Source organism: Aeromonas encheleia (assembly GCF_900637545.1).
In the GTDB taxonomy this organism is placed as follows: Bacteria; Pseudomonadota; Gammaproteobacteria; order Enterobacterales; family Aeromonadaceae; genus Aeromonas; species Aeromonas encheleia.
This window is the reverse complement of sequence record NZ_LR134376.1, coordinates 1,566,940-1,591,731: the sequence shown is the minus strand read 5'-3', so window position 1 is coordinate 1,591,731 and position 24,792 is coordinate 1,566,940. Positions and strand designations below refer to the sequence as shown.

General features: G+C 62.5%; 19 protein-coding genes. 10 read left to right on the top strand and 9 right to left on the bottom strand.

Features of this window, described 5'->3' with window-relative positions:
* Positions 1–11: 11 nt before the first annotated feature.
* From EL255_RS07595 to yejK, 6 genes are all read right to left on the bottom strand, one after another.
* On the bottom strand, positions 12–812 hold the full coding sequence (locus EL255_RS07595) for an alpha/beta fold hydrolase (protein ID WP_042651485.1): 801 nt from the start codon (positions 810–812) through the stop codon (positions 12–14).
* Positions 813–1,014: 202 nt separating this feature from the next.
* A complete protein-coding gene (locus EL255_RS07590; protein WP_042651484.1) occupies positions 1,015–2,151 on the bottom strand; it encodes an ABC transporter ATP-binding protein in 1,137 nt (378 codons plus the stop codon).
* 174 nt (positions 2,152–2,325) lie between these two features.
* Complete coding sequence (gene malG / locus EL255_RS07585; protein WP_033131921.1) at positions 2,326–3,216, bottom strand: maltose ABC transporter permease MalG; 891 nt, start codon at positions 3,214–3,216, stop codon at positions 2,326–2,328.
* A 12-nt stretch (positions 3,217–3,228) separates the two neighbouring features.
* Positions 3,229–4,881 (bottom strand): maltose ABC transporter permease MalF, encoded by a 1,653-nt coding sequence (gene malF, locus EL255_RS07580; protein WP_042651483.1) that lies wholly within the window; start codon positions 4,879–4,881, stop codon positions 3,229–3,231.
* A gap of 71 nt (positions 4,882–4,952) precedes the next feature.
* Entirely contained in the window at positions 4,953–6,134 is a 1,182-nt protein-coding gene (gene malE / locus EL255_RS07575) for a maltose/maltodextrin ABC transporter substrate-binding protein MalE (protein ID WP_042651482.1), read from the bottom strand.
* Positions 6,135–6,529: 395 nt separating this feature from the next.
* On the bottom strand, positions 6,530–7,579 hold the full coding sequence (gene yejK / locus EL255_RS07570; RefSeq protein ID WP_042651481.1) for a nucleoid-associated protein YejK: 1,050 nt from the start codon (positions 7,577–7,579) through the stop codon (positions 6,530–6,532).
* Between the two features lie 73 nt (positions 7,580–7,652).
* On the opposite strand from yejK, the gene EL255_RS07565 reads away from it, so the two are divergent.
* The 10 genes from EL255_RS07565 (at position 7,653) to hdfR (ending at position 20,907) form a co-directional block, all read left to right on the top strand.
* A complete protein-coding gene (locus EL255_RS07565; protein WP_042651480.1) occupies positions 7,653–7,880 on the top strand; it encodes a YejL family protein in 228 nt (75 codons plus the stop codon).
* A gap of 42 nt (positions 7,881–7,922) precedes the next feature.
* Positions 7,923–9,770, top strand: coding sequence for a DUF3413 domain-containing protein (locus EL255_RS07560; RefSeq protein ID WP_042651479.1), 1,848 nt, complete (start codon positions 7,923–7,925; stop codon positions 9,768–9,770).
* Positions 9,771–10,053: 283 nt separating this feature from the next.
* The gene (locus EL255_RS07555) at positions 10,054–12,219 is read left to right on the top strand and encodes a TonB-dependent hemoglobin/transferrin/lactoferrin family receptor (RefSeq protein WP_042651478.1); all 2,166 of its coding nucleotides are present in this window, start codon (positions 10,054–10,056) and stop codon (positions 12,217–12,219) included.
* Positions 12,219–14,258, top strand: a complete 2,040-nt coding sequence (locus tag EL255_RS07550; RefSeq protein ID WP_042651477.1) for a prolyl oligopeptidase family serine peptidase — start codon at positions 12,219–12,221, stop codon at positions 14,256–14,258. The genes EL255_RS07555 and EL255_RS07550 overlap by 1 nt, the downstream gene beginning before the upstream one ends.
* A gap of 40 nt (positions 14,259–14,298) precedes the next feature.
* Positions 14,299–16,728 (top strand): proprotein convertase P-domain-containing protein, encoded by a 2,430-nt coding sequence (locus tag EL255_RS07545; RefSeq protein ID WP_042651476.1) that lies wholly within the window; start codon positions 14,299–14,301, stop codon positions 16,726–16,728.
* Positions 16,729–16,765: 37 nt separating this feature from the next.
* Positions 16,766–18,133: an Lcl C-terminal domain-containing protein gene (locus tag EL255_RS07540; protein ID WP_042651475.1), complete on the top strand. Its 1,368-nt coding sequence runs from the start codon at positions 16,766–16,768 to the stop codon at positions 18,131–18,133.
* Positions 18,130–18,687 (top strand): Lcl C-terminal domain-containing protein, encoded by a 558-nt coding sequence (locus tag EL255_RS07535; RefSeq protein WP_042651474.1) that lies wholly within the window; start codon positions 18,130–18,132, stop codon positions 18,685–18,687. The genes EL255_RS07540 and EL255_RS07535 overlap by 4 nt, the downstream gene beginning before the upstream one ends.
* A 202-nt stretch (positions 18,688–18,889) precedes the next feature.
* Entirely contained in the window at positions 18,890–19,372 is a 483-nt protein-coding gene (eco, locus tag EL255_RS07530) for a serine protease inhibitor ecotin (protein ID WP_042651473.1), read from the top strand.
* 294 nt (positions 19,373–19,666) lie between these two features.
* Positions 19,667–20,032, top strand: a complete 366-nt coding sequence (locus tag EL255_RS07525) for a MaoP family protein (RefSeq protein WP_042651472.1) — start codon at positions 19,667–19,669, stop codon at positions 20,030–20,032.
* Entirely contained in the window at positions 20,032–20,907 is an 876-nt protein-coding gene (gene hdfR, locus EL255_RS07520; protein ID WP_042651471.1) for an HTH-type transcriptional regulator HdfR, read from the top strand. The genes EL255_RS07525 and hdfR overlap by 1 nt, the downstream gene beginning before the upstream one ends.
* Positions 20,908–20,975: 68 nt before the next feature.
* Here hdfR and tyrA read toward each other — a convergent pair whose 3' ends face one another.
* The 3 genes from tyrA to glpQ form a co-directional block, all read right to left on the bottom strand.
* Complete coding sequence (gene tyrA, locus EL255_RS07515; RefSeq protein ID WP_042651470.1) at positions 20,976–22,103, bottom strand: bifunctional chorismate mutase/prephenate dehydrogenase; 1,128 nt, start codon at positions 22,101–22,103, stop codon at positions 20,976–20,978.
* 128 nt (positions 22,104–22,231) lie between these two features.
* Positions 22,232–23,305, bottom strand: a complete 1,074-nt coding sequence (locus tag EL255_RS07510) for a 3-deoxy-7-phosphoheptulonate synthase (RefSeq protein WP_042651469.1) — start codon at positions 23,303–23,305, stop codon at positions 22,232–22,234.
* Positions 23,306–23,671: 366 nt separating this feature from the next.
* A complete protein-coding gene (gene glpQ, locus EL255_RS07505) occupies positions 23,672–24,751 on the bottom strand; it encodes a glycerophosphodiester phosphodiesterase (RefSeq protein WP_042651468.1) in 1,080 nt (359 codons plus the stop codon).
* Between the last annotated feature and the right edge of the window lie 41 nt (positions 24,752–24,792).

The window sequence follows — 24,792 nt, the reverse complement described above, 5'->3', positions numbered from 1 at the left end:
GACGGGCGCCATCACAGGCTGGCCAGAAACTCGGCCAGCGCCCGGTTGACGAACTCGGGGTTCTCCAGGGTCGAGATATGGCCCGCGGCCGGGATCTCCTTGAAGGGGCAGGCCAGCGTCTCGGCCATCAGATAGCCTTCCAGCACGGGGCGGGCCTTGTCCTCACAGCCGGTCATCACTAGGCTCGGCACCGTGATCTCTTCGAGCCACTCCATGCGATCCTCACGGGTCACGAAGCTGCGCCCCACCGCCACCAGGCTCGCTACCTTGTCCGCTGGCCAGCTGGCGAGGCGTGCCTTGAAGCCCGCCATCAGCGCCGCATCCGGTTGATGGGCGAAGAACAAGGGCGCCACCTGCTCCACGATGGGCGCCGGTATGCTGCCAAGCTGCTCGATGGCGGCGAGCATGGCGAGATAGCGCTCGCAGGGGATCTGGGGCTCCCAGCCGACGAAGCTGTCCATCAGCACCAGTCCCTTGAGGCGCGTCGGCGCCAGCCTGGTCAGCTCCACGCCCCACATGCCCCCGATGGAGAGCCCTACCAGCACGAACTCATCCACGCCGAGGGCATCGAGCAGGGCCAGGTGATCCCGGGCCAGGGTCGCCAGGGAGCAGGGCCCTTCCGGCAGCGCATCGGAGTCGCCGTGCCCCCACAGCTCGGGCACTATGCAGCGGTACTGCCCCTTGAGGGCGGCCACTTGCGGCGCCCACATGGCGCTGTCCCACAGATAGCTGTGGCCAAACAACAGGACCGGGCCCTGGCCCTCGTCCAGATAGGCCAGCTGACGACCTGCTATCTCCATCAATCTCTTCATGTTTCCTCCTGTTGCCGGCAAACGGGGCGGCAGTGTAGCACGACCCTGTTGGCCCTGGCCTCTCCCACCGCGGGAGGACGCCGCCCGTGACGCAGAAAGCGCCAGACCATCGCTCACCACGGATTTGCCGAGTGCCGGGCAATAAAAAGCCGGTCTGACGACCGGCAAAAAGGCATTGAATACAAGGAAAACCTGAGCGCCCTCAGGCGCGGATATATTTCGCCGTGCGCGGGAAGGCCTGCTCCTTGGCATCGAACAGGTAGCACGCCTCGGCCGGGATGCCGACGCTGTACTGCTGGCCGGTGGCCACGTCGATGTCGGAGTGCGCCTTGACGGTGAAGTCGTGGCCATCCACGTCCATATAGACGAAGGACTCGGCCCCCAGATGCTCGGCCACCTGCACTATGCCGGTCACCTTGCTGTGGGCATGGGGGTGATCCAGAGTCACCAGATGCTCGGGGCGCACCCCCAGCTCGACCTTGTCACCGACCGCGCCGCTGCGGGCATCGATCCGGGCACGCACGGTGTCGCCTGAGGTCAGCCTGACCACACACTCCTGCTCGCCTATCTCCTGCAGCTCGCCCGCCAGGAAGTTCATCTTGGGAGAGCCGATGAAGCCCGCCACGAACTTGTTGTCCGGGTTGTGGTAGAGATCGAGCGGCGTGCCAAACTGCTCCAGGTTGGTCTCGGCCTCGCCCTTGAGCGGGCTCAGTACCACGATGCGGTTGGCCAGGGTCATGGCCTCCACCTGATCGTGGGTCACGTAGATGATGGTGGAGTTGAGCTCCTTGTGCAGCTTGGCGATCTCGATACGCATCTTGACCCGCAGCGCGGCATCCAGGTTCGACAGGGGTTCGTCGAACAGGAACACCTGCGGCTGTTGTACGATGGAACGACCTATGGCCACCCGCTGACGCTGGCCGCCGGAGAGTGCCTTGGGCTTGCGGTCCAGCAGCGGCTCAAGCCCCAGGATCTCGGCGGCGCGCATCACCCGCTTGTGGATGTTCTCCTTGTCCATCTTCTTGAGCTTGAGGCCGAAGGCCATGTTCTCGTAGATGTTCATGTGCGGGTAGAGGGCGTAGGACTGGAACACCATGCCGACGTTGCGCTCCACCGGCGGCACGTCGTTCATGTAGCGGCCGCCTATGGTCAGCTCACCGCTGGTGATGTCCTCCAGGCCGGCGATCATCCGCAGCAGGGTGGACTTGCCACAACCGGACGGGCCGACGAAGACGATGAACTCCCCTTCCTTGATGGCCAGGTTGATGTTGCGCAGCGTGTCCTTGTGGACCGCCGGATCGTAGTTCTTGCGAACGTTGTTGAGTACTACTTCAGCCATGACGAGCTCCGCTCTTGAATCTTTGCAAATCGTGATGGCGGGGGGAGCCTGCTCCCCCGGCCACAAACCTTAACCTTTGACGCCACCGGCGGTGAGACCGCCTACCAGCCAGCCCTGTGATAGACCAGCAGGAATACCTTGGTGTTGGCGGCGTGGCACATGCGGCAAGCACACTTAACCTTTCACCCCGCCAGCGGTGAGACCGCCCACCAGCCAGCGCTGAGCCAGCAGGAACACCACTGTGATGGGCAGACCGGACAGCACGGCGGCGGCCGCGAAGTCACCCCACAGATAGTTCTGCGGATAGAGGTATTGCTGGGCACCGACCGCCAGGGTCAGGTTGTTCACATCCTGCAGCAGGATGGAGGCCACGGGCACCTCGGTGATGGTGCCGATGAAGGCCAGAATGAATACCACCGCCAGGATGGGCACCGACAGGGGCAACAGGATCAGGCGGAAAGCCTGCCACGGGGTGGCGCCGTCGATGGCCGCCGCCTCCTCCAGGGAGGAGTCGATGGTCTCGAAGTAGCCCTTGATGGTCCAGACGTGCAGCGCTATGCCGCCCATATAGGCCAGGATCAGGCCGCCGTGGGTGTTGAGACCCAGCCAGGGGATGTAGTCACCGATCTTGTTGAACAGCGCATAGATGGCCACCAGCGCCAGCACCGCCGGGAACATCTGGAAGATCAGCATCCCCTGCAGGATGGTCTGCTTGCCACGGAACCGCAGGCGGGCAAACGCATAGGCACAGGTGGTCGACAGCGCCACTATCATCACGGCGGTGATGCCCGCGATCTTGATGGAGTTCCACAGCCAGGTCAGCACCGGGAAGGGTGGCGGCGTGATGCTGCCATCGGCGTTGGTGATGGACATGCCCAGCGCCAGCTTCCAGTGATCCAGGGTCGGATCGGAGGGGATGATCTCCCCCACCGAGAAGTTGCCGTTACGAAACGAGATGGCGATAACCATGATCACCGGGAAGATGATCAGCGCGAGGAAGCCCCACATGACCAGGTGGGTTGCCCACACCCGGTATTTGACTGACTTGGGTTGTACGATTGCCATTTAGAAGCCTCCTTACAGTTGCTTGTCGGCTTTGGACAATTTCAGGTTGAGCAGTGCGAGCGCGCCGACGATCAGGAAGATGGCGGTGGCGATGGCACTGGCCAGACCGTAGTCCTGACCACCCGAGCCCTGGAACGCGATCCGGTAGGTGTAGTTCACCAGCAGATCGGTGGTCCCGGCGGGCGTACTGGCCCCTATGATGTCCGGCGCCCCGTTGGTCAACAACTGGATGAGGACGAAGTTGTTGAAGTTGAACGCAAAGGATGCGATCAGCAGCGGCGTGAGCGGCTTCATCAACAGCGGTACCGTGATCTTGAAGAAGTTCTGTACCGGACCCGCACCGTCCATGGCCGACGCCTCGTAGAGGTCCTCCGGGATCGCCTTGAGCAGCCCCATGCAGAGGATCATCATGTAGGGGTAGCCGAGCCAGGTGTTGACGATGAGGATCATCACCTTGGCCAGGAAGGGGGTGGTGTACCAGTCCGGCTTGATGCCGAACGCCGCTTCCAGGAACAGGTTGATCTCACCGAAGTTCTGGTTGAACAAGCCCTTGAACACCAGGATGGAGATGAACGCCGGGATCGCATAGGGCAGGATCAGCATGACCCGGTAGAAGCCGCGCCCCCTGAGTTGTTCCCACTGCACCAGACAGGCCATCACCATGCCGATGGCCAGGGTGAAGACGACCGAACAGGCGGAGAAGATCACGGTCCAGACGAAGATCTGCATGAAGGGACCCTGGATGCCCGGGTCTGTCATGATGCGGGCGAAGTTCTTCCAGCCCACGCTCACCACGAAACCGGGGGCCATGCCCTTGCCGACAAACTGGCCATCGGCATCGATGTACTGGTAGAAGCCGGTGTCACCGTTGGGCAGCATCAGCTCGCCACTCTGGTTGTCACGCAGCAGATTGCTGTCCTTGATCACCACCCCGGACTTGAGCACGGCGCCGTCCACCAGCTGGGTATAGAGCGGCTTCTGGGCGGCAAACTTGCGCAGGCTGCTCATGGTCAGGTGGATCTTGCCATCCGGCAGCACCAGATCCAGCGCATTGAGGTTGGTACGGTGATCGACGATGGCCCGGATGGGTGCCGCCTGGCCGACGGACTCCCCGTTCAGGGGCTGCAACTGAACAACCTGGACGCCATCCTGCACCTTGCCCTCGCGGACGGCCTGGGTGCGAGCCTGGTTATTCAGCAGAGTAAGGGGTTGACTGATAAAGGATTGGTCGTCCTGTTGCAACAGCAGCTGAAACTGATTGTTCTCACCACCCAAGAGGGTGAAATCGAATTCACCGCCGGTCACCTTGTAGCTTTTTTTCAGATGGTATTCCCGTGCCTGCTCGAGGGAGAGCAGGTTGGCACCCGAGTAGTTGGTGAAGGCGATGCCGATCGTGTAGGCAAGAGGGAAGATGATAAAAACAACCATGCCAGCCACACCGGGGAAGATATAGCGGTGGGCATAGGTCTTCTTGTTCATGAAGACATACAGACCGACGGAGACCACCACCAGATCGAGCAGAGCGAATACCCACTCACCGCTGGCGTACATCATCACGGCTGCATAACCGTTGAGGATGGCTACCAGGGCTGCGAGGGTCCACTTAAGCCAGGTGTGCTTATCCTTCGGACCGGCATAGGATTCAATAGAAGGTACTACTTCCATGCCAATTAACCTTTATAACGCCAAGAGAGATTTGAGAGAGTGGGAGGCCCGAAGGCCTCCCTGGTGCGTGCTTACTGAACGATACGCTTGGCAGCGGTATCCAGGGCTTCATCAACGCTCTGACGGCCAGAGGTGACGTTCTTGAGGGCAGTTTCGAAGGAGGACCAGAAACGGCTCATCTCAGGCACGGACGGCATCGGCTCGCCATTCTGGGCGTTCTGCATGGTGGCCTTGATGTTCGGATCCGATTCCAGGGTCTTCTGGAAGGACTTCAGTGCCACGGCACCCAGCGGCTTGTCGGCGTTCACCGGCGCCAGACCGGCATCGGTCAGCAGGTAGTTCTCGAGGAACTCGATGGCCAGATCCTTGTTCGGGCTGGCGGCGTTGATGGTCGCGCCCAGCACGCCGACGAAGGCCTTGGCCGGCTTACCCTTCAGGGTCGGCAGCGGCGCTACACCGTACTTGATGCCGCTCTTGTCCAGGTTGCTCCAGGCCCAGGGGCCATTGATCATCATGGCCACTTCGCCCTTGTTGAACTTGGCATCCATGACACCGTAGTCGATGCCCTTCTCCAGGTGACCGGACTTGATCATCTCGGAGATGTAGCCGACGCCGGCCTTGGCACCCGCGTTGGCCACGCCGGTGTCTTTCACGTCATAACCGGTGGCGGTCTTCTTGAAGGCATAACCACCGTTGGCGGCCACCAGCGGGTAGCTGAAGTAGGGGGTGTCATAGGCCCACATGATGGCGCGCTTGCCACTCTTCTTCAGGTCTTCGTCGATCTTGGCGATCTCTTCGAAGGTCTTCGGCGGATTGGGCAACAGATCCTTGTTGTAAATCAGGCTGACGGCTTCGACCGCGACCGGGTAACCGTAGGTCTTGCCATCGACGGTCATGGCATCCCAGGCGAACTGCTCGAACTTGGCCTTCTCGGCGGCGTTCGGGGTCACGGGGACCAGCAGACCGGCCTTGACCCACTCACCGTAACGGTCGTGAGCCCAGAAGAAGATGTCCGGACCGTTGCCGGTGGCGGCAGCTTGCTGGAATTTCACCTCGACCTGATCCGGGTGAGCGACGGTGACCTTGATGCCGGTCTCGGCTTCGAACTTCTTACCTACTTCGGCCAGGCCGTTGTAGCCCTTGTCACCGTTGATCCAGATGGTCAGTTGACCTTCGTCAATCGCAGCAGTGGCTGAGCAAGCCACGCCCAGAGTAGCCAGACCGATCAGGGATGACAGCAATTTCTTTTTCATGAGCCTTTCCTTGTATTAGTTCCGCGCTGTAAGAGCATTGTGTGCGAGATGAATATTATCCCAAGCCGCCACCGCCTCACATGACACGCCTCGCATTTTTGAAATGCAATTACGTATTTTCTTCCAGAAAGTTCTGAAAACATTTTCTTATTTCAGGAGGTTAGGGGGATTTATTGGCATATTTTTGGTTGTTGACCGAAAAATAATTACCAAACAGAAATAAATTTACGCCATTGAAAGGGGTTTCACTCCAATGAAAACCCTTTCATCCCCATTATTCTGTGCAATGTGTTAACAAAGTACCGAGTCGGTTTCCATGCACGCCAACCCCTTAAATAAAAAGACACCACAGCGGGCTGTGGTGTCTTTTTAGCAAAAATGGAGCCTGGATCACATTATGACTGACGCAGCAACTGATCCTTGAGGTTGGGCGGCACGCCACGGATGGTCAGGGTATCGGTCTGCGGATCGTAAAAGATGCGGCTGTTCAATAGCTTCTGTTCAAAACTCAGGGTCAGGCCGCCGCCGGAGCCGACAAATTTGGTCAGCCCACGCAGGGTGGAGCGATCGGCCGGGAAACGCTCTTCCAGCTCATATTCCTGGCCGAGGAAGCTGTAGAAGTCGAGATCGCCATCCCCCGGCAATTCGGCTGAGAGCTCCTTGATCTCGATCTCCTCGCCGGCGCTGGCCTGCTCGGTGCAATATTTGAAGACCTGCTTCTTGTAGTCATTGCGTTCGGCGGGTTCGAGCTGACGGCTGTCGCAATAATCGTCCACCGCCTGCAACAGGCCTTTATTCTGCACCTTGGCATCCATCCCCTCGCGGGCACCCAACAGATCCAGGAAGAAGTCCCCCAGCTTGCGGCCGACCCGCCCCTTGCTGAAGGTGATATAACGGCGGGATTCCGGCTGGGTTTTCCACTCGGTCAGATCGATGCGGGCCACCAGGTTGAGTTTACCGATATCCAGGTAGTGAATATGGCGCAAGTCCAGCGCCTCGCTGACGGTGACGCTCTCCTTGCCTTCCAGCAGGGCAATCATCAAATAATCGACGCCGACATAGTTGTACTTGGCAAACAACAGCACCCCTTGCTCATCCAGGGCGTGCTCCACCAGGTTTTTCACCAGCAGCTGGGTCATGGTCACCGAGAAGGGGACGAATTCGGTCTGCTCGCCGAGCAGTTGCTCGAGGGCGATGCGAAAGGCGGGAGAGGGCTGTTTCGGGGCGTCTTCGCCGTCGGCCAGCTCGGCAACGGCCGCTTCGGGGTCGGCAAAGAAACCGAAGCCCTTGCCGCCCTTGCCGTTATAGATGCGATGCAGTTCTGCCATCAGCCCTTGCACCGCCTCGTCGGCAGGCAGGGTCTGGCTGCGGGTGTCGGCGTGCGGTTGACCATCGTTGCCCTGGCGCAGGGAGTGAAGAATGATCTTGTCGATATCGAGACTCATGTCACAAAGCCATAGTGTTAGCCGAAAGGGTGAAGTATTATAAGGCGCTTTGAACCGAGATGAACTGAAGATTATGCCCATCGTATCAAAGTACACAAACCAGCAATTTGATGACCTGATGAATGACCTGATCACCGTACTGGAGAAGCACAAAGCGCCAGTCGACCTCAGCCTGATGGTGCTGGGCAATCTGAGTACCAACATCATCAACAACATGGCTCCGGCACAACGTCAGGCTATTGCTGAAAAATTTATCCAGGCTCTGACTTCTTCGGTCGACAATCGCCACGACGCACATTGAGTCGCCGACTTTTTTGACGTTTCTCTACGCAGATGGATCACTATGGTCGAAACCGGCAACCCCTATCGTGATAATGTCTCTCGCCTGATCACCTGGGGGCATTGGTTCTCCTTCTTCAACATCATCCTGGCCATGCTGATCGCGACCCGTTACCTGGGTTCCATCAGTTGGCCATCGACCACGCTCGGCGTGACCTATCTCATCATCAGCTGGATAGGTCATTTCTCGTTCCTGAGCTTCGTCACCTACCTGCTGACCATATTCCCGCTGAGCTTTGTGCTGCCCAAAGAGAGGCCGCTGCGCTTCATCTCGGCCATCATCGCCACCCTGGCGCTGGTGCTGCTGCTGATCGATACCCAGGTGTTCCAGCTGTTCAAGTTCCACCTGAACGGTCAGGTGTGGCAACTGCTGCTGGATCAGGCCCAGACCGAGGAGGGCTCGATCTGGAGCATCATCTTCGTGGCGGTGCCGACCATCTTCCTGCTGCAGCTGCTGCTGTCGGCCTATGTGTGGCGCAAGATCAACAAGCGCAAGCGCCGCCAGTACGGCAATCAGGTCGGGCTGGCCCTGCTGGTCTGCTTCATGCTGACCCATCTGGTCAACAGCTGGGCCGATGCGACCCTGTATCAGCCCATCACCATGCAGCGCGCCAACTTCCCGCTCTCCTACCCCATGACCGCCAGAAGTTTCCTGGCCAAGCATGGCTGGCTGGATCTCGAGCAGTATGAGAAGAAGGCCGAGGATCAGGGCAACGGTGAGCACCGGCTGCTCTACCCGCTGCGCCCGCTCAACGTGAGCGCCCCGTCCGAGCACAAGAACCTGCTGGTGGTGGTGGTCGACTCGCTGCGGGCCGACATGCTCAACAGCATCAACATGCCCAACCTGCAGCGCTACGCAGACAACCATCTCAATTTCCGCAACCACATGAGTGGCGGCAACGACGATGTGATGGGGATGTTCAGCCTCTTCTACGGGCTGCCCGGCCACTACTATGACGACATCCGCACCGACAAGCGCCCACCGGTGCTGTTCGACGAGATGCTGCGCCAGGACTATCAGTTCGGCCTGTTCGGTGCGCTGGAAGATGCCCAGCAATACCAGCAGAGCCTGCTCGCCGGCCTGCGCAAGCAGGTGTTTGTCTCCGAGCAGATCGATGACACTCGCCTGATCGGCGACTGGCAGCAGTGGATGCTCAAGCGCACCGACGATCGCCCCTGGTTCTCGCTGGTCTATCTGTCGAGCCCGGGCGATTATCAGGTGCCCGCCGGGGTGAAGGGGCCCTTCCAGCCCGAGCTGACCCGCTTCAATCCGGCCACCGCCTACCGGACCGAGAACCTGCAGAAGCTGGAGAATCGCTACAAGAACACCGTGTTCTATACCGATCAGTTGCTGGCGCAGATGCTGGATCAGCTGCAGCAGCAGGGGCTGAGCGAGCAGACCATAGTCGTCGTCACCTCCAACCACGGTCAGGAGTTCAACGAAACCCAGAGCAACAGCTGGGGCTATGGCAGCAACTACTCGCCCTATCAGGTGCAGGTGCCCCTGGTACTCGCCTGGCCCGGTGCCGAGAGCAAGTCACAGGAGCAACCGAGCAGCCACCTGGATCTGGTGCCGACCCTGATGAAGGGCATGCTGGGGGTCCGCAATCCGCCGCGGGACTACAGCATAGGCCGCAGCCTGTTCGACACCAGCCCGCGCAACTGGCTGCTGGCCGGCGATCAGAATGATTTCGCCATCTATCAGGACAACACCATCACCCACTTCAACAAGCAGGGTGACTTCGAACTGCTGGATCGCGACAGCTATCGCCCCATCAAACACGGTACCCCGGACATGGGCGCCATGATCCAGGTGATGAACGAGCTCAATCGCTTCTATCGCGCCCCCTGACGGGGTTTATCGAGTCCGAAAAGCCCGCCACCCCGGCGGGCTTTTTATTGCCTTCGGTTCCATTCGTCACAGACATGTTCCTCTCACCTCCCCCTCCCTTTTCCTTCATTGCTGACCTATCTATCCGCAAACGTCTGCCTTCCCCTACTGATTTACCAGTCAAAAACATCAATCCAATCAAGACTATAAAAACCAAATGATAATAGTTATCAATCATTGATCTGGCTGGACCACTCTGCAATAATCCGCGCCCTTCAGGCTTAAATAATAATCATTATCAACAATGAAAACACCATTGCACTACTGGCCCATGCTGCTGTCCGGCACAGCCCTGGCCGCCAGCGATCCGGCCGGGATAGACTCAACCGGGATCAACCCCACCCTCAAGGCGCGCGAGACCATAGTGGTCAAGGGCCAGCGGATCGAACAGAAGCTGTCCGATGTCTCGGGCTCCATCACCGTCATCACCGAGGAAGACCTGGATCGCCAGGTAGCCACCGAGCTCACCGACGTGTTCAAGAACGAGCCCGGCGTCTCGGTGACCGGCTCCGCCGGCCGGCCACAGAACATCATCATCCGCGGCATGGGCGGCAACCGGGTGCTGATCATCAAGGACGGAGTGCGGGTCAGCGACGGCTTCGGCGCCGACGATCTCAACGACAAGGTAGGCCGCTTCAGCTTCGATCTCGATGACGTCAAACAGATCGAGGTGGCCAAGGGGGCGGGCTCCTCCCTGCACGGCTCAGACGCCATCGGCGGTACCATCGTCATCAGCACCAAGCAGCCGGAAGACTACCTGCAGGGCCAGGATGCCTATCTGAGCGGCAAGATCCTGCAGGATGGCAGCAGCGACAAGCAGAAACTGAGCGCCACCGGCGCCGCCCGGGTGCTGGACAGCGAGCACCTGCTGCGCCTCTCCGGCTGGCAGGGACACGAGACCGCCAACTATGACGAGAGCCGCATCCCGGCGGATCTGGACGGCCTCAGCGCCTCCACCAGCTCCCGTTTCGAGCTGAATGAACACCACCTGCTGCGCCTCGAGCTCGACTACTTCGAAGACAATGCCGAGCGGGATCAAGGACCGCGCGAGGTGCCCCAGCCTGACGGCAAGTGGCAGGTGCGCCAATACAATGAGCAGGGCAGCCAGCGCACCCAGGGGGGCAAACTTGGCTGGGAGGCGAGCGATCTCGGCAGCCTGCTGGCGGATCAGTTCACCTGGAGCCTCTATGGCAACCACTCCAAGAACAGCGCCAACAAGCGCAGCCTGCTGCAAAACGACCTGCTGAGCGGCTATCCCCGCTACCGCAGCGAGCGAGAGCTCTCCACCTTCACCGAAGACCGCGTCGGCAGCGAGCTGGATGTGCGCCGGGATCTCGTCACCGGCGACCTTGCCCACAAGCTGAGCTACGGCGTCGAGCTGGAGCGTACCCGCCACGAGCGGCCGGTGGAGAAGCTGAGCCTGGAGGCGGGCGTGCCCCAGCCCAGCCAGTCCGAGCCCTTCAGCAGTGCCCGCACCGACCGGGCAGGGGTCTGGCTCGGCGACGTGGCCACCCTGGGCCGGTGGCAATTCACCCCCACCTTGCGCATGGATCACCAGTGGCTGCGCCCGCAAGATGGCAATCAGGGCGAGAACCACAGCTGGCATCTCTCCCCGAGCCTGGCCGCCAGCTACCGCTTCAACGAGCAGTGGCGCAGCTGGCTCAGCTATGCCAACGGCTTTCGGGCTCCCTCCTACGACAAGGTGTACGGCAACATTCCCCACTACTTCGCCCTGCCGCCGTTCCAGATCATCGCCAACACGGATCTGAAGGAGGAGACCAGCCACAGCTTCGAGTGGGGTTTGAGTGGCGAGGGGGAGAGCTGGAGCATCAAGCCGGCCCTCTTCTACAACCGTTACTACAACTTCATCGACTGGCGCGAGGTGGGGCTGCGCCTGAGTGACGGCGTCATACTGCGCCAGTACCGCAACGTGGCCAAGGCCGAGACCTGGGGGGCGGAAATCGCCGCCAGCTACTGGCTGACCCAGGAGTGGGAGCTGGCCACCAAGCTCGGCTGGGTCGACGGGGAAGACAGCCAGGGCGAGGCGCTGCGCACCCTGACCCCCCTTGAGGGCAACACCCGCCTGAGCTACCAGACCAATGACTGGAGCCTGGGGGTGCAGGCGGACTACGCCGCCGCCATGGACAGGGTGCCCAGCTGTGGCAACAGCCTGACCAAGCAGCAGGGAGAGTGCATGCAGAGCGCCGGCTGGTTCAGCTTGGGCATGACCGCCGACTGGCTGATCACCGACGCCCTCAAGGTCAACCTCAAGCTGGATAACCTGTTCGACACCCGTTACACCCGCTATCAGGATGTGGCCGGGCTGGAAGCCGGCACCGACGCCTCCCTCTTCACCCAGACCGGCCGCTCACTGAGCGCCAGCCTGCGCTACACCTTCTGGGGGATCTGATGCAGCACTTACTGATCCTGGCCGCCCTGCTGGCCACCCCGGCGTCCGCCCTTCTTCATGAGGCGACCCAAGAAGCGGCGCCCCTCATCCCCAAGCGTCCCGCGCTGCTACAGGGGGAGATAGCCCGGCTCGATCCCTATGGCGGCTGGCGTGACGACAGCCGCCGCTCTCCCGAGCTGCTGGCGCTGCTGCGCGAGCAGAACCGCTGGACCGAGCAGCGCCTCAGCGAGCAGCAAGGGCTGGCGCAGCAGTTGCAAACCGAGTGGCAAGCCCGGGGGCGGGGCGAACCCATGCCCGAGGAGTGGCTGCACCAGGCGGGTAGCCAGTGGCGTATGCAGGCGGACGGCAGCCTGTGGCAACGGACCGATGAGCGGGCCGCCCCCCGCCAGCGGCTGGCCCCGCGCCAACCGGACAACGGCTACTACGAGCTCGCCGGCTGGTCCCTGCACCCCGACGGGCGCTGGCTGGCGCTGGCCGAAGACAGCCGCGGCGATCGGGATTACCGCATCACCGTGCTGGATCTGGAGAGTGACAAGACGCTCACCACCCTGACGCACCGCGCCGGCGATCTGCTCTGGAGCCGGGATGGCCGCACCCTCTACACCCTCGCCAACGAGCGCAACACCCTGCGCCCCTGGCAGCTGTTGGCCTGGCAGGACGGCAAGGAAGCACTCGTGCATCAGGAGGCCGACGCCGCCTGGCTGCTCAGCCTCTATCGCACCACGGACCGGCGCCACCTCATCTTGCAGAGCAACAACCACAACGGCTCCGAGCAATATCTGCTGGACGACGGCAAGGCGGCCCTGATTAGGGCCCGCCAGCCCGGGGTGGAGTACTACCTGGACACCCTGGATGAGCGGGTGCTGTTCAAGAGCAATCAGGATGGGGCGCTAGGTCTCTACCAGGCCGCCAGCCTGGCCGAGGCGGGCCGGCAACCCTGGCGCCGGCTCTGGTCCGGCCAGGATAAAACCCTCGAGAAGTGGCGCCTGTTTGCCGATCACACAGTGCTGCAATACCGCAAGGAGGGCGATGACTGGCTCGATGTGCTGGATGCCGACGGCAGGCTGGTGCACAGCCTGCCACTCACCGAGGGGGCCGGCACGGCCTGGATCCAGGGCAGCCAGGAGCCCACCAGTGGGCGGGTGCTGATCCGCCGCCAGGGCATGGCCGAGGCCCCGCACCAGCGCTGGCTGGATCTGGCCTCGGGTCGATGGTCGAACGATGCCGCCCAGGCCACGGAGTCCCCCTATCAGAGCGAACGGCGCTGGGTGCAGGGCAAGGATGGCACCCGGGTGCCGGTCTCCCTGGTGTGGCGCAAGGATGTCACCCGTCCCAAGGCGCTGCTGCTCTATGGCTATGGCGCGTATGGCACCCCCATGCGCCCCTACTACCAACCCCAGGTGCTGAGCCTGCTCGATCGCGGTTTCGTCTACGCCATCGCCCATGTACGCGGCGGCGGCCTGCTGGGGGATGACTGGTACCAGGAGGGGCGTGGCCTGCACAAGCAGCACAGCGTGGACGACTTCCTGGCGGTCGCCGATGCCCTGGCGCTAGATCCCACCATCGACCCCGCCCGCCTGTTCGCCATGGGCGGCAGCGCCGGTGGCCTGCTGGTGGCGGCGGCGCTCAATCAGGCGCCGACCCGCTTCGCCGGCGCCGTGCTGCAGGTGCCCTTCGTCGACCTGCTCGCCACCATGTTGGATCCCGAGCTGCCCCTCACCCGTCAGGAGTATGCCGAGTGGGGCAACCCGGCCAGGCCGGCCGACTATGCCGCCATGCGCAGGCTCGGCCCCTATGACAACCTGCACGCCGCCCCCTACCCGCCCCTCTATGTAACGGCCGGGCTGTACGACAGTCAGGTGCCCTACTGGGAGCCGCTCAAGTGGCTGGCCCGCCTGCGGGAGCACAGCACGGGGACGGGTCCCTATCTGCTGAGCACCGAGCTCGATGGCGGCCACCAGGCCAGCCCCCACACGGCGCGGCAGCAGGCCGCCCGTGAATATGCCTTCCTGCTCAGCCTGGCCGGGATCAGCCGCTGATGCCATGGCGCCCCCTTTCATCTCTGTTTTGGAGTCAACTATGAAACCCTCTTCCCTGGCCCTCTGGCTGGCGGCGACCCTGCTCGCCCAGCCCCTCTGTGCGGCGGAGCTGCTGTTCGTCGATGCAGCGCCGCTGACCACCACGCCGCAGCAGTGGCTGGAGCAGCGCCTCGGCGTGACCCTGGCCCTCGACTACGACAGGACCAGCCTGCTCGGCCATCACCATAGCTTCCACCAGCTGGTCAACGGCCTGCCGGTGGCCACCACTCAGGCCGCCGTCAGCATCGATCCGGCCGGCAAGCCCTGGCGCCTCTACCACAACCTGCGCCCCCTCACCGCCAGCCAGCCGGGCTGCGATGCCAGCGGCAACCTGGATCCCCTGCTGACCAGCCTGCGCGATGCGGGCGCCGAGATAGATCCGCTGGGACCGGTCGAGGCCTGGTATTGGCGCGATGGCGAGACCCTGGTGCCGGCCCTGCGCCAACGGGTACGCGAGCACAAGGAGGGCAACGCCAAGGCCTCCCATGTACAGCTGTTTGCGAGCTGCGACGGCAGTCAGGAGCTCGGCCGCTGGGGCGACATCGCCACCACCCAGGCGCTGCAGGCGCCTGACGCGGGCGAGGTGTCGGTGCTGGCCCGGGTGTTCGATCCGGATCCTCGCACCCAGCTGCAAGATGCCAGCCTGGTCTGGCACGAAGCTCTGGTGCTGGCCGATGCCGCCTATCAGGACAAGGTGGTGCTGCCCGTCACCCGGCAAGGCAGTGACTACGTGCTGAGCGGCCCCCATGCCCGGGTGGTGGATGCCATGGAGCCCAGCACGGCCCCCTACCGCGCCGACAACCCACTGGCGTTTCGCCTGACCCGGGACGACCTCGGCTTTGCCGACATCAACGCCTACTACCACCTGGACCTGGCCCAGCGCCACCTCAAGGCGCTCGGCTTTGCCAACCTCATCCCGGGCGCCCTCGACATCGACACCGATGCGGGCTTTCAGGACAACTCCCTCTACGATCCGTTCGAGCGCAGGCTGGAGCTGGGCCGCAGCGGCGTGCCCGATGCCGAGGATCCCATGGTTGTCTGGCACGAGTTCGGCCATGCGGTGCAGCACCACATAGTGCCGGATCTCGGCGATGAGGGGGACTGGGGCGCCATCGGCGAAGGCTTCAGCGACTATCTGGCGGCCAGCCATCGCCAGCGCAGCGAGGCCGGGCGCAACTTCGAGCCGGCCATGGTGTTCAACTGGGATGCCCGCTTCACCGACAGGGTGCCGCGCCAGCTGGATGATCTGCGCGCCCGCTACCACCCGGACTACAACTACCCGGCCCACCGCACCATCAACGGCAGCAACGGGGATCAGCTGTGGGGCACGCCTCTGTTCCAGGCCCTGCTGGCGGCGGTGGCCGAGCACGGGGAGCTGGCGCGGGACGAGTTTGATCGCCTCGTCATCGAGGCCCACTTCGGCCTGGGCCCGGCCATCCGCATGCCGCAGCTGGCCCGCCTCACGGTGGACACGGCCGAGCGACTCTACCCGGCGCGCCACTATGGCCGTCTGCTGGAGCAGGCATTCCGCCAGCACGGCCTGCTGCAGGCGCCGGTCAACATAGCCCTGGCCGACGGCAGCGCCATCGAACTCGGCAAGCGCCAGTCCGTGGTGCTCAGCCTCAGCAACCCCGGCACCACGGCGGTGACCCTGCACAGTCTGACCCTGGCCCTGCCCGGCGGTCTGCAGGCCGATCCCTACCAGTGGCAGACCAGCACCCTGGCGGCAGGTGCCAGCATAACCACCACCCTGCGGCTGCTGGCCCAGACCCCGCTCGCCTGTGGCGATGTCGCGGCGCTGCCGGTCAGCCTCGCCCTCACCGGGGCCAGCCCGAGCGAGCGTCAATGGCAGCAGCAACTGAGCCTGCCCATCGGTACCCCCGTGATCAGCCGGGCCAACGGCCAGTCACTGACCCTCAGGGATGCGTTGAGCTCCGATGAGAAGGGACTGAGCCAGACCAGCCTGATGGTGGAGAAGACCCTGGCCCGGGTGAGCGGTGAGCTGCAACTGAGCCTGGATCTGCAACACCAGGCCCTGGACGAGCTGGAGATCTGGCTCAACTCCCCCTCCGGCACCCGGGTCCAGATCTGGGACAAGGGCTACAGCCCGCTGCCGCGCCTCAAGGGGGTGTTCCCGACCGAGCTGCAATCCTTGCAGCCCCTGAGTCAGCTCATCGGTGAGCCGCTGGCCGGCCGGTGGACCCTGGAGCTGGTGGACAACGCCCCCGGCAAGCAGGGCCGCCTCAATGGCTGGAGCATCAGCCAGCGCACCGGTGCCCGGTGCGGCGAGCCCATAGCGCCGCCGGATGACGGCATCATCCACTTCGACACCGCGGACAGCGGCGGGGGCGGAGCCTTCAACCCGCTCTGGCTGTTGCCGCTCGCCCTCTGGCGCCGCCTCGCCCGTCGCAAGACCGTTCGTTCCTATTAATAGCAGCGAGGGGCCAAGGCCCCTCCAAGGACCATAAATGAAGATGAGAATTAGCCCGCTGGCCTGTTTGCTGGCGCCCCTGCTCACCGCCTGCGGTGGCGGCTCGGACGAGGCGCCCCTGGCCGCGCCGGACTATCGCCTGACGGCCAGCCTGCCCCAGGCGGGCACCCTGTGCGTCAACCTCAATCAAAACGATCGCTGCGACGCCGGTGAACCCGCCGTCAGCGGCGCCGCCGGTGCCCGCCCGCTGACAGGCCGCTCCCCCGCCTTGCTGACCAGCCCCCTGCTGTTCATCCCAAGCGACCCGGCAGCCCTGACCCTGACCCACCCGGCGGCACGCCAGGATGGGCAGCAGCTCACCCCCACCCCCCTGAGCAGCCTGTTGCAGACCCGCATCGGCGAGGGATTACCACCGGCCGAGGCGCTGGCCGCCCTGCTGCTCGCCCTGGCGCCGCTGCAGCCGGGCCAGGATCTGGCCGCCCTGGCTCGGTTGGAAGAGTTCAACCAGGCCCTCGGTGAACTGGCGCTGGCCGCACTCGATGACGCCACGACCCTGCCGGGGATCACGGTCGATGAACGCCGGCGCCAGATCTGGCAGGGGCTGGTCACCCTGCTGCCCGAGCTCAGTCAGCATTTTTCCGACAGTCCGGAGCTCCTCAGCCTGCAACCCCGACTCGGCGCCGTATTGCAACAGCAGCAGCCAAGAGCCCTGGTCACCGCCAGCGGCGTCACGACGTACAGCGACGGAGTGGATTATCTGCTCACCAGCGAGCCCGCGGATCACCCGGGCCAGGATGCCAGCCTCAAGCAGGCTCCCCTGCGTTATCGCAAGCTCGACAACAAGGGGCAGCCGCTGCCGGACAGCGCAGCTCAATGGGATTGTGTGGAGGATCTCAACAGCGGCCTCGTCTGGGAGAAAAAGCTGGATGACCCGGACAGTCCGCGGGATCTGCATCGGGTCTTCGCCTGGGAATTCGGCAACTACCATCCCACCCAGAAGGAGCTGGACTACGCCTGCCCGAATGGCGAGGCCATCTGCTCAACCGAGCAATACCGTCAATGGCTCAATAGCCAGCAACTGTGCGGCATCCAGAACTGGCGTCTGCCCCACATTCAGGAGCTGATGAGCCTGCAGCATTTTGGCTCCCTCAGTCAGCAAGACGGCCAGGTCGTCAGCATTGATGTGCGCTATTTCCCCGATGTCGGCCCTTCCAACGGTGACTACCATGGCATCTACTGGAGTCAGACCCTGACCCCGTCCCGTCGTCTCGAGAGCGTTCCCATCGCGGTCCTTGGTCCCCAGTTCCTGGGGGAGGATCCGGGCGCCGATTATCCCTATGCCGTCCAGAATCCCAATGAAGTCAATGCCCTGCAACTGCGCCTGGTGGCCGAGGTAACCCGATGAACAAGTTTCTCCTGACCCTGCTGCTTTGTCTGTGCAGCCCGCTGGCACTGGCCATCGCCATCTGCGACGACAGCATGCCCAGAACCAGCCCCAGCTCACGCTTCCTCGATCGCGGCGACGGCACAGTGACGGACAGAGCCTCCGGCCTGACCTGGATGCGTTGCCAGCTCGGCCAGAGCTGGCGCAACCAGAGCTGCAGCGGCGAGCCGACCCGGCTCTACTGGCAACAGGCGCTGCTGACGGCGGAGCGGATCCGCACCGAACCCAACCACGCCCTCTATGGCTTCGGCGGCCACCATGACTGGCGCCTGCCCACCATCAAGGAGCTGGCCAGCCTGCTGGAATCCGCCTGCTACAAACCGGCACTGAATGAAACCATCTTTCCCCGCGCCATGGCCGGCGAGGGCAAGGAGGTGAATGACGGCTACGTCTATCTCTGGTCCTCCACCCCCTTCCCGGCGGGCAAGACGGTGGCCTATCTCGACATCACCAGCGGCGCCATCGGCATGCGGGCACCCAGTGCCTGGGCCAAGCAGGTGCTGCTGGTACGCTAGCCGGACGGTGCGGGGCCTCGGCCGGCCGCGTTGGCCCCGCCCCCTCGGCGAGGGATAAGAGCATTGGTGGGATTTGATATCAAAAAAGCACCAGATCACGTCATTGTGTGCCTGATCCCGCCGGATTTGGGCCGCAGAGCGCTGGCATGAAACCGGCAGAGCGGTTAGTCTAGCGGCGTTGAACCAACCCCATGAGGTACAGATGAAAACCGTATTGCGTTTTAGCCTGCTGGGCGCCTTGTTATTGGGTGGCCATGCCTTCGCCGCCGAGCCGAAAAAATTTGATATCAGCATGTTCCCCGCCGCCGAAGTGAACCAGGAACGTGTCGTGATCCGCCTGCCGGAAGTCGAGAACGAAGCCGACATGATGGTCGAGCTGCAGGTCGGCAAGAAGATGCCGGTTGACTGCAACCTGCCTCGCTTCGCCGGCAACCTGGAACAGCACAGCGTCAAGGGCTGGGGCTACAACTACCTGACCCTGGGTCAGGTCTCCGGCCCCATCAGCACCCTGATGGCCTGCCCGGACGGTCAGAAGAAAGAGACCTTCATCCAGATCTATGGTCAGGGCTTCTTCGTGAACTACAACTCCAAGCTGCCGTTCGTCATCTATGTGCCGCAGGAGTATGAAGTACGCTACCGTCTGTGGCGTGCCGACAACCTGGCTCAGCCAGCCATGATCGAGTGAGTGACCGGATATCGGGTTCAGCCGATTCATGACGATCCCAAATAAAGCGCCATATGGCGCTTTATTTTTAGCTTTTTTATCTGCGGCCATTCTCTCCTTCCTTTACAGAAGCTGACATAACTCCACTATTTTTCAGGCTTTTTGTGCTGCTCACCGCAAAATTCCCGCGCGGGGTGAGACAAACCCAGTTCGATGAAAGATATTTATTAACATAGGAAGAAAATTGATTTTGCACTCTGCGACGGCCTGATGATACTTGCCCGCAAAGGTCAAACTAACCAGAACAAGAGCACTATGAGCTTCGAATCAGACAAGCGTTTCAATGACTTCAAACATTTCCCCCGTGGCCTGCGTCGCAGTGGCGAATTCACCGTGGCCGAAGCGGACAGTCTGGAAAAGTTCGGCACCGTCATGCTGGCGCTCTATCAGGGCAACCTGGCGCCGCGCGATGAGGTCGAGAGTGCCTTCCTCGAACAGGTCAAATCCGGTGAGGCCGGTGGCAACCCGCACGCCAAGGTGTGGTTCAAATATCTGAAGGTGATCGGTCCCAAGCGGGTGCACCGCCTCTGCACAGTCGCGGGCGGCGCCAACGAAGACACCGGCGGCGGCTTCGAGAGTGGTGGCGGCGGCGGTGGTGGCAGCGACGAGTCACTCGATTAATGGATACCGAACTGCTGCGGACCTTCATCGAGGTCAGCAAGACCCGCCACTTTGGCCGGGCGGCTGAGAATCTCTATCTGACCCAGTCGGCGGTGAGCTTTCGGATCCGCCAGCTCGAGCAACAGCTCGGGGTCAGTCTGTTTGCCCGTCATCGCAACAACATCCGGCTGACGGCCTCCGGTGAGCGTCTGCTGCCCTACGCCGATGCCATCTTGCACACCCTGGGCCGCGCCAAGCAGGATGTGGCCCTCTCCCCCGGTTTCAGTCAGCAGCTCGCCATCGGCGCGCCAGCGGTGTTCTGGGAGCTCGATTTCAACGACTGGCTCAACCATGTCTATGCGCTGGCCCCCGGCCTCGCGGTACGGCTCGAGACCGCCTCCCGCGAGCACCTGTGCCGCCAGCTGCTGGAGCGCTCCCTCGATCTGGCCCTGCTCTCGGAGCCGACCAAGATCGACGAGATCGCCCTGCACCCCATCGGTGAGCTGGTGTTCGAGCTGGTGAGCCGGGATGGGGCCGCCAACGCCGACAGCCTGATGCAGATGCCGCACATTCACCTCGACTGGGGCACCAGCTTCGAGCCGCAGCCCAGCCGGCTGCAGAGCCTGCAGAAGACCCCGGTGTTGCATTCGAGCTCCGCCAGCATGGCGTTGCAGTTCGTGCTGGCCAACGGTGGCGCCGCCTATCTGCCACGGCGGATGGTGAGCCCCTTCCTCGAGCAGGGACGGCTTCATCTGGTGGAAGGGGGTCAGCCGCTGAGTCGCCCGCTCTACCTCGCCTACCTGGAGAAGTCCGATCGCCGGGAGCTGATCGATCAGTTGCTGACCCTGCCGCTGGGCTGGGCCGATGCCGATCTGCGCCTGCCGCAGCCGGAATAATCCCAGACTGGATAGCACAGACAGCAAAAGGGGCCCCGAGGGCCCCTTTTGTATGGATGCACGCCGCCTCAGCCGTGCTGGCGGCGGTCGTTGGCCTGGGCCAGCAGCATGCGGCTCTCGCGCAGGAACTCGTCGGCATGTTCGCCGAAGAAGCCGGAGACCTGCGAGAAGGCCTCGATGAAGCCGGCCCTGTCCCCCTGCTCCAGCAACCCCAGCACCTCACCGAAGTTCTGGTAGTAGCGGCGGATCATCGCCAGATTCTGCGGCGACGAGAGGATGATGTCGGCATAGAGCTCGGGATCCTGGGCGAACAGCCGTCCCACCATGGCGAGCTCCAGCCGGTAGATGGGGGAGCTCAGGGCCAGCAGCCTGTCCAGATTGGCCCGCTCTTGAGAGAGGTGCCAGCCGTAGGCGAAGGTCGCGAAGTGACGCAGCGCCTGAATGAGGGTCATGGCCTCATCGTGGGCGCGGGCCTCGACCTGCTGCAGGCGGGCGCCCCAGATGGTCATCTGATCCAGCAGCCACTGGCTGGCGGCCGGGTCCCGGCCCTGGCAGCAGACGATCACCTGCTTGGCGAGGCTGGCCACGTCCGGCCCGAACATGGGGTGCAGCCCCAATACCGGCCCCTGGTGTACCGCCAGCATGTGAGCGAGCGGCTCCCCCTTGACGCTGGTGACATCCACCAGCAGGCAATCGGCGGGCAAGTGGCCGAGCCGGTCGATGATCTGGCAGGTGATGTCGATGGGTACCGCCACCATCACCAGGCCAGCACCGGCCAGGATGGCATCGGCCCTCGGCCAGTCGGCCTGCTCCAGGGTCTCGACGCGATAGCCGGAGAGGCTGAACATATGGCCGAACAGCCGGCCAAGCTGGCCCTGGCCGCCGATGATGACCACCTTGCCCAGAGTCGGCTTCATGCACTTGAAGCCGGTATCTTTCTCGCTGGCGTAGGATTCGCGCATCACCCGGCGCAGCACATCCTCGATGAGATCCCCCGGCACCCCGAGCGCCTCGGCCTCGGCCCGGCGGCGGGCCAGCATGCTCGCCTCCCGATCCGGCGCGTAGATGGGCAGGCCGTGCCGACTCTTCACCTCGCCCACTTCCCCCACCAGGGCCAGACGCTCCGCCAGCAGATCGATCAACTGCCGATCTACCGCATCAATCTTGTCTCTGAGGGCATTCAACTCTTCAGCCATATCCGGTCCCTGCTGGCGCCGCTGGCGGCGGCGCCCTGTGATTCAATCGATGACAACAAGATGTCACGAGAACGGCACAGCCAAGGGGTGTGCCGTTCTCGACTTTCCGTCAGACAAGATACCACGGCTTAAGACGAGGTTCTGCCCTTGAGAGGGGTCGCCAGCTGGCTGTGGCAACGTGCCAGCAGGGTGGCGGTGGTGTCCCAGTCGATGCAGGCATCGGTGATGGAGACCCCGTAGCGCATCTGCTCCTTGGGCTGCTCGCTGGACTGATTGCCCTCCAGCAGGTTGGATTCGAGCATCACCCCTATGATGGAGCTGTTGCCCTCCTGGATCTGGTGGATGACGTTGTCGGCCACCTTGGGTTGCAGGCGATGATCCTTGCTGGAGTTGCCGTGGCTGCAATCCACCACCAGTCCGGGCAGCAGGCCCGCCTTCTCCAGCGCCTCTTCCGCCAGCGACACATTGACCGAGTCGTAGTTCGGGTGCTTGCCGCCGCGCAGGATCACGTGGCCGTCCGGGTTGCCCTGGGTCTGCAGCAGGGCGACCTGACCCTGCTGGTTGATGCCCATGAAGGCATGGGGGCTGGAGGCCGCCTGCAGCGCGTTGATGGCGGTGCCGAGGTTGCCGTCGGTGCCGTTCTTGAAGCCGACCGGCATGGAGAGGCCGGAGGCCATCTCTCTGTGGGTCTGGGATTCGGTGGTACGAGCGCCGATGGCAGACCAGGAGAACAGCTCCGCCAGGTATTGCGGGCTGATGGGGTCCAGCGCCTCGGTCGCCAGCGGCAACTCCAGCTCCGCCAGCCAGCAGAGCAGCTCACGGGCGCGATGCAGCCCCAGCTCCACGTCGAAGGTGCCATCCAAATTCGGATCGTTGATGAAGCCCTTCCAGCCGACCGTGGTGCGCGGCTTCTCAAAGTAGACCCGCATGACTATGTAGAGAGAATCCTGATAGGCGTCATGCAGCGCTTTGAGTCTGGTTGCGTACTCTTTGGCGGCGTCCATGTCGTGGATGGAGCAGGGTCCACAGATCACCAACAGGCGGTGATCGCGACGATGGATGATGTCGGCTATGGTGGTGCGGGCCCCTTGCACGAATGCCAGCGCCTGGGCGGAGATGGGTAACTTCTCCTTGAGCTGGGCAGGCGTGATCATCACTTGTTCGGACTGGATATGGATGTTGTTCAGGGGGTCTCTCTGCATGATCTCATTCTCTCTACTGTATTAAGCCAAAAAGCGCGAAGTGTACTTTATTGTTTACACAAGTCAGCGCTTTGTTACGCAACCGCCCCCACATTACCAAGGAAAAACAAACAATCAAGTGAAACCAGCGGTTTCATTCTCCATTAGGTGGATAAACAACCAGCATGACGACGAGTGGCACCCGAAAGTAGCGTGACAAAGGTGTCTTAACCACCAAACCCGTAAACATAAAGTTACACTCGCCATGCTGAGAGTATCCCTATACAAGTCCCCTTCCCCTCCCCGGCCGCGGTCCAGATTCTCAATATGCCATAAAAAAGCGGGGCACCTTGGCCCCGCTTGCGTTCCCGTGTTGCTCTTCTTTTATTATTTGCCGTGCGCCTTGATGACCGCGACCGCCTTGTCCGGGAAGTCGCTGAACACCCCGTCCACATCGGCCTGATAGAGGAAGATGTTGAGCAGGTCGGTGAAGTCTTTCGCATAGGCCGGGATCTGACCCTGGTCCTGGCGGAAGGTATAAGGATGCACCTTCAGGCCGGCGGCATGGGCCTCCTTCACCATGCCGGTGAACACCGGCTTGCCCGGGGTGCCCGGCTCGGTGACTATCATCGGCTTCCAGGGGCCTATGCCGTCGGCATAGCCGGCGATCGTCTTCATGGCGCCCGGCTTGAACATCCAGCCGTAGTCGTAGGGGGTCGCCTTGCCCTTGGCGTCGTAGACCATGGTCTCGTTCCAGTCGGTCTCGGCCATCAGCTGCACCAGCTTCAAGTCCATCCCCAGGGCCGGCATCAGCTCGCCGTCGATGCGCTTGAGCTCATCGGCATCGAAGCTCTGCAGGTAGATCTTGCTCTCTTTGTTGGTGTAGCCGTACTGCTTGAGCACCTGCAGCACCGCCTTGGAGATGTCCTTGCCTTCGTGACGGAACAGCCAGGGCGCTTTTATCTCCGGGTAGATGCCGATGTTGTTGCCGGTGCTCTTGTTGAGCCCCTGGATCATCTCTATCTCTTCCTGGAAGGTGTGGATCTGGAAGCTGGACTGCCACAGCGGGAAACGGGCCGGATAGACAGGCACCTGCTTGCCATCCACCAGCTGGAACGGCTCCGTCATGCGCAGCGAGCGCACCTCGGCCAGGGTGAAATCCACCACGTAGTAACGACCATCCGGACGGGCCCGGTCGGGGAAGCGCTCGGCCACGTCTGTGATGCCATCGAGGAAGTGATCGTGCATCACCACCAGCTGGTCATCCTTGGTCATCACCAGATCCTGCTCCAGGTAATCGGCCCCCATGCCATAGGCCAAGGCTTTGGACTCGAGCGTGTGCTCAGGCAGGTAACCGGAGGCGCCGCGGTGGGCGATCACTATCTTGCCTTCGTCGGCCGCCAGGGCGGGCAAGGCGAGGACGGCCCCGAGGCCAAGGGCGACCAGGGAGAGAGGACGTTTCTTCATAGGTGATGCTCTTTATTATTGTGTGTTGAATGTAGGTTATT

What these genes read in the sequence shown, in the direction of transcription:
- glpQ (WP_042651468.1), bottom strand. Translation starts at nt 24,751, where the DNA reads ATGAAGAAACGTCCTCTCTCCCTGGTCGCCCTTGGCCTCGGGGCCGTC.
- EL255_RS07565 (WP_042651480.1), top strand. Translation starts at nt 7,653, where the DNA reads ATGCCCATCGTATCAAAGTACACAAACCAGCAATTTGATGACCTGATG.
- yejK (WP_042651481.1), bottom strand. Translation starts at nt 7,579, where the DNA reads ATGAGTCTCGATATCGACAAGATCATTCTTCACTCCCTGCGCCAGGGC.
- EL255_RS07510 (WP_042651469.1), bottom strand. Translation starts at nt 23,305, where the DNA reads ATGCAGAGAGACCCCCTGAACAACATCCATATCCAGTCCGAACAAGTG.
- malG (WP_033131921.1), bottom strand. Translation starts at nt 3,216, where the DNA reads ATGGCAATCGTACAACCCAAGTCAGTCAAATACCGGGTGTGGGCAACC.
- EL255_RS07590 (WP_042651484.1), bottom strand. Translation starts at nt 2,151, where the DNA reads ATGGCTGAAGTAGTACTCAACAACGTTCGCAAGAACTACGATCCGGCG.
- hdfR (WP_042651471.1), top strand. Translation starts at nt 20,032, where the DNA reads ATGGATACCGAACTGCTGCGGACCTTCATCGAGGTCAGCAAGACCCGC.
- EL255_RS07595 (WP_042651485.1), bottom strand. Translation starts at nt 812, where the DNA reads ATGAAGAGATTGATGGAGATAGCAGGTCGTCAGCTGGCCTATCTGGAC.
- malF (WP_042651483.1), bottom strand. Translation starts at nt 4,881, where the DNA reads ATGGAAGTAGTACCTTCTATTGAATCCTATGCCGGTCCGAAGGATAAG.
- EL255_RS07525 (WP_042651472.1), top strand. Translation starts at nt 19,667, where the DNA reads ATGAGCTTCGAATCAGACAAGCGTTTCAATGACTTCAAACATTTCCCC.
- malE (WP_042651482.1), bottom strand. Translation starts at nt 6,134, where the DNA reads ATGAAAAAGAAATTGCTGTCATCCCTGATCGGTCTGGCTACTCTGGGC.
- eco (WP_042651473.1), top strand. Translation starts at nt 18,890, where the DNA reads ATGAAAACCGTATTGCGTTTTAGCCTGCTGGGCGCCTTGTTATTGGGT.
- EL255_RS07535 (WP_042651474.1), top strand. Translation starts at nt 18,130, where the DNA reads ATGAACAAGTTTCTCCTGACCCTGCTGCTTTGTCTGTGCAGCCCGCTG.
- EL255_RS07550 (WP_042651477.1), top strand. Translation starts at nt 12,219, where the DNA reads ATGCAGCACTTACTGATCCTGGCCGCCCTGCTGGCCACCCCGGCGTCC.
- EL255_RS07560 (WP_042651479.1), top strand. Translation starts at nt 7,923, where the DNA reads ATGGTCGAAACCGGCAACCCCTATCGTGATAATGTCTCTCGCCTGATC.
- EL255_RS07555 (WP_042651478.1), top strand. Translation starts at nt 10,054, where the DNA reads ATGAAAACACCATTGCACTACTGGCCCATGCTGCTGTCCGGCACAGCC.
- EL255_RS07540 (WP_042651475.1), top strand. Translation starts at nt 16,766, where the DNA reads ATGAAGATGAGAATTAGCCCGCTGGCCTGTTTGCTGGCGCCCCTGCTC.
- EL255_RS07545 (WP_042651476.1), top strand. Translation starts at nt 14,299, where the DNA reads ATGAAACCCTCTTCCCTGGCCCTCTGGCTGGCGGCGACCCTGCTCGCC.
- tyrA (WP_042651470.1), bottom strand. Translation starts at nt 22,103, where the DNA reads ATGGCTGAAGAGTTGAATGCCCTCAGAGACAAGATTGATGCGGTAGAT.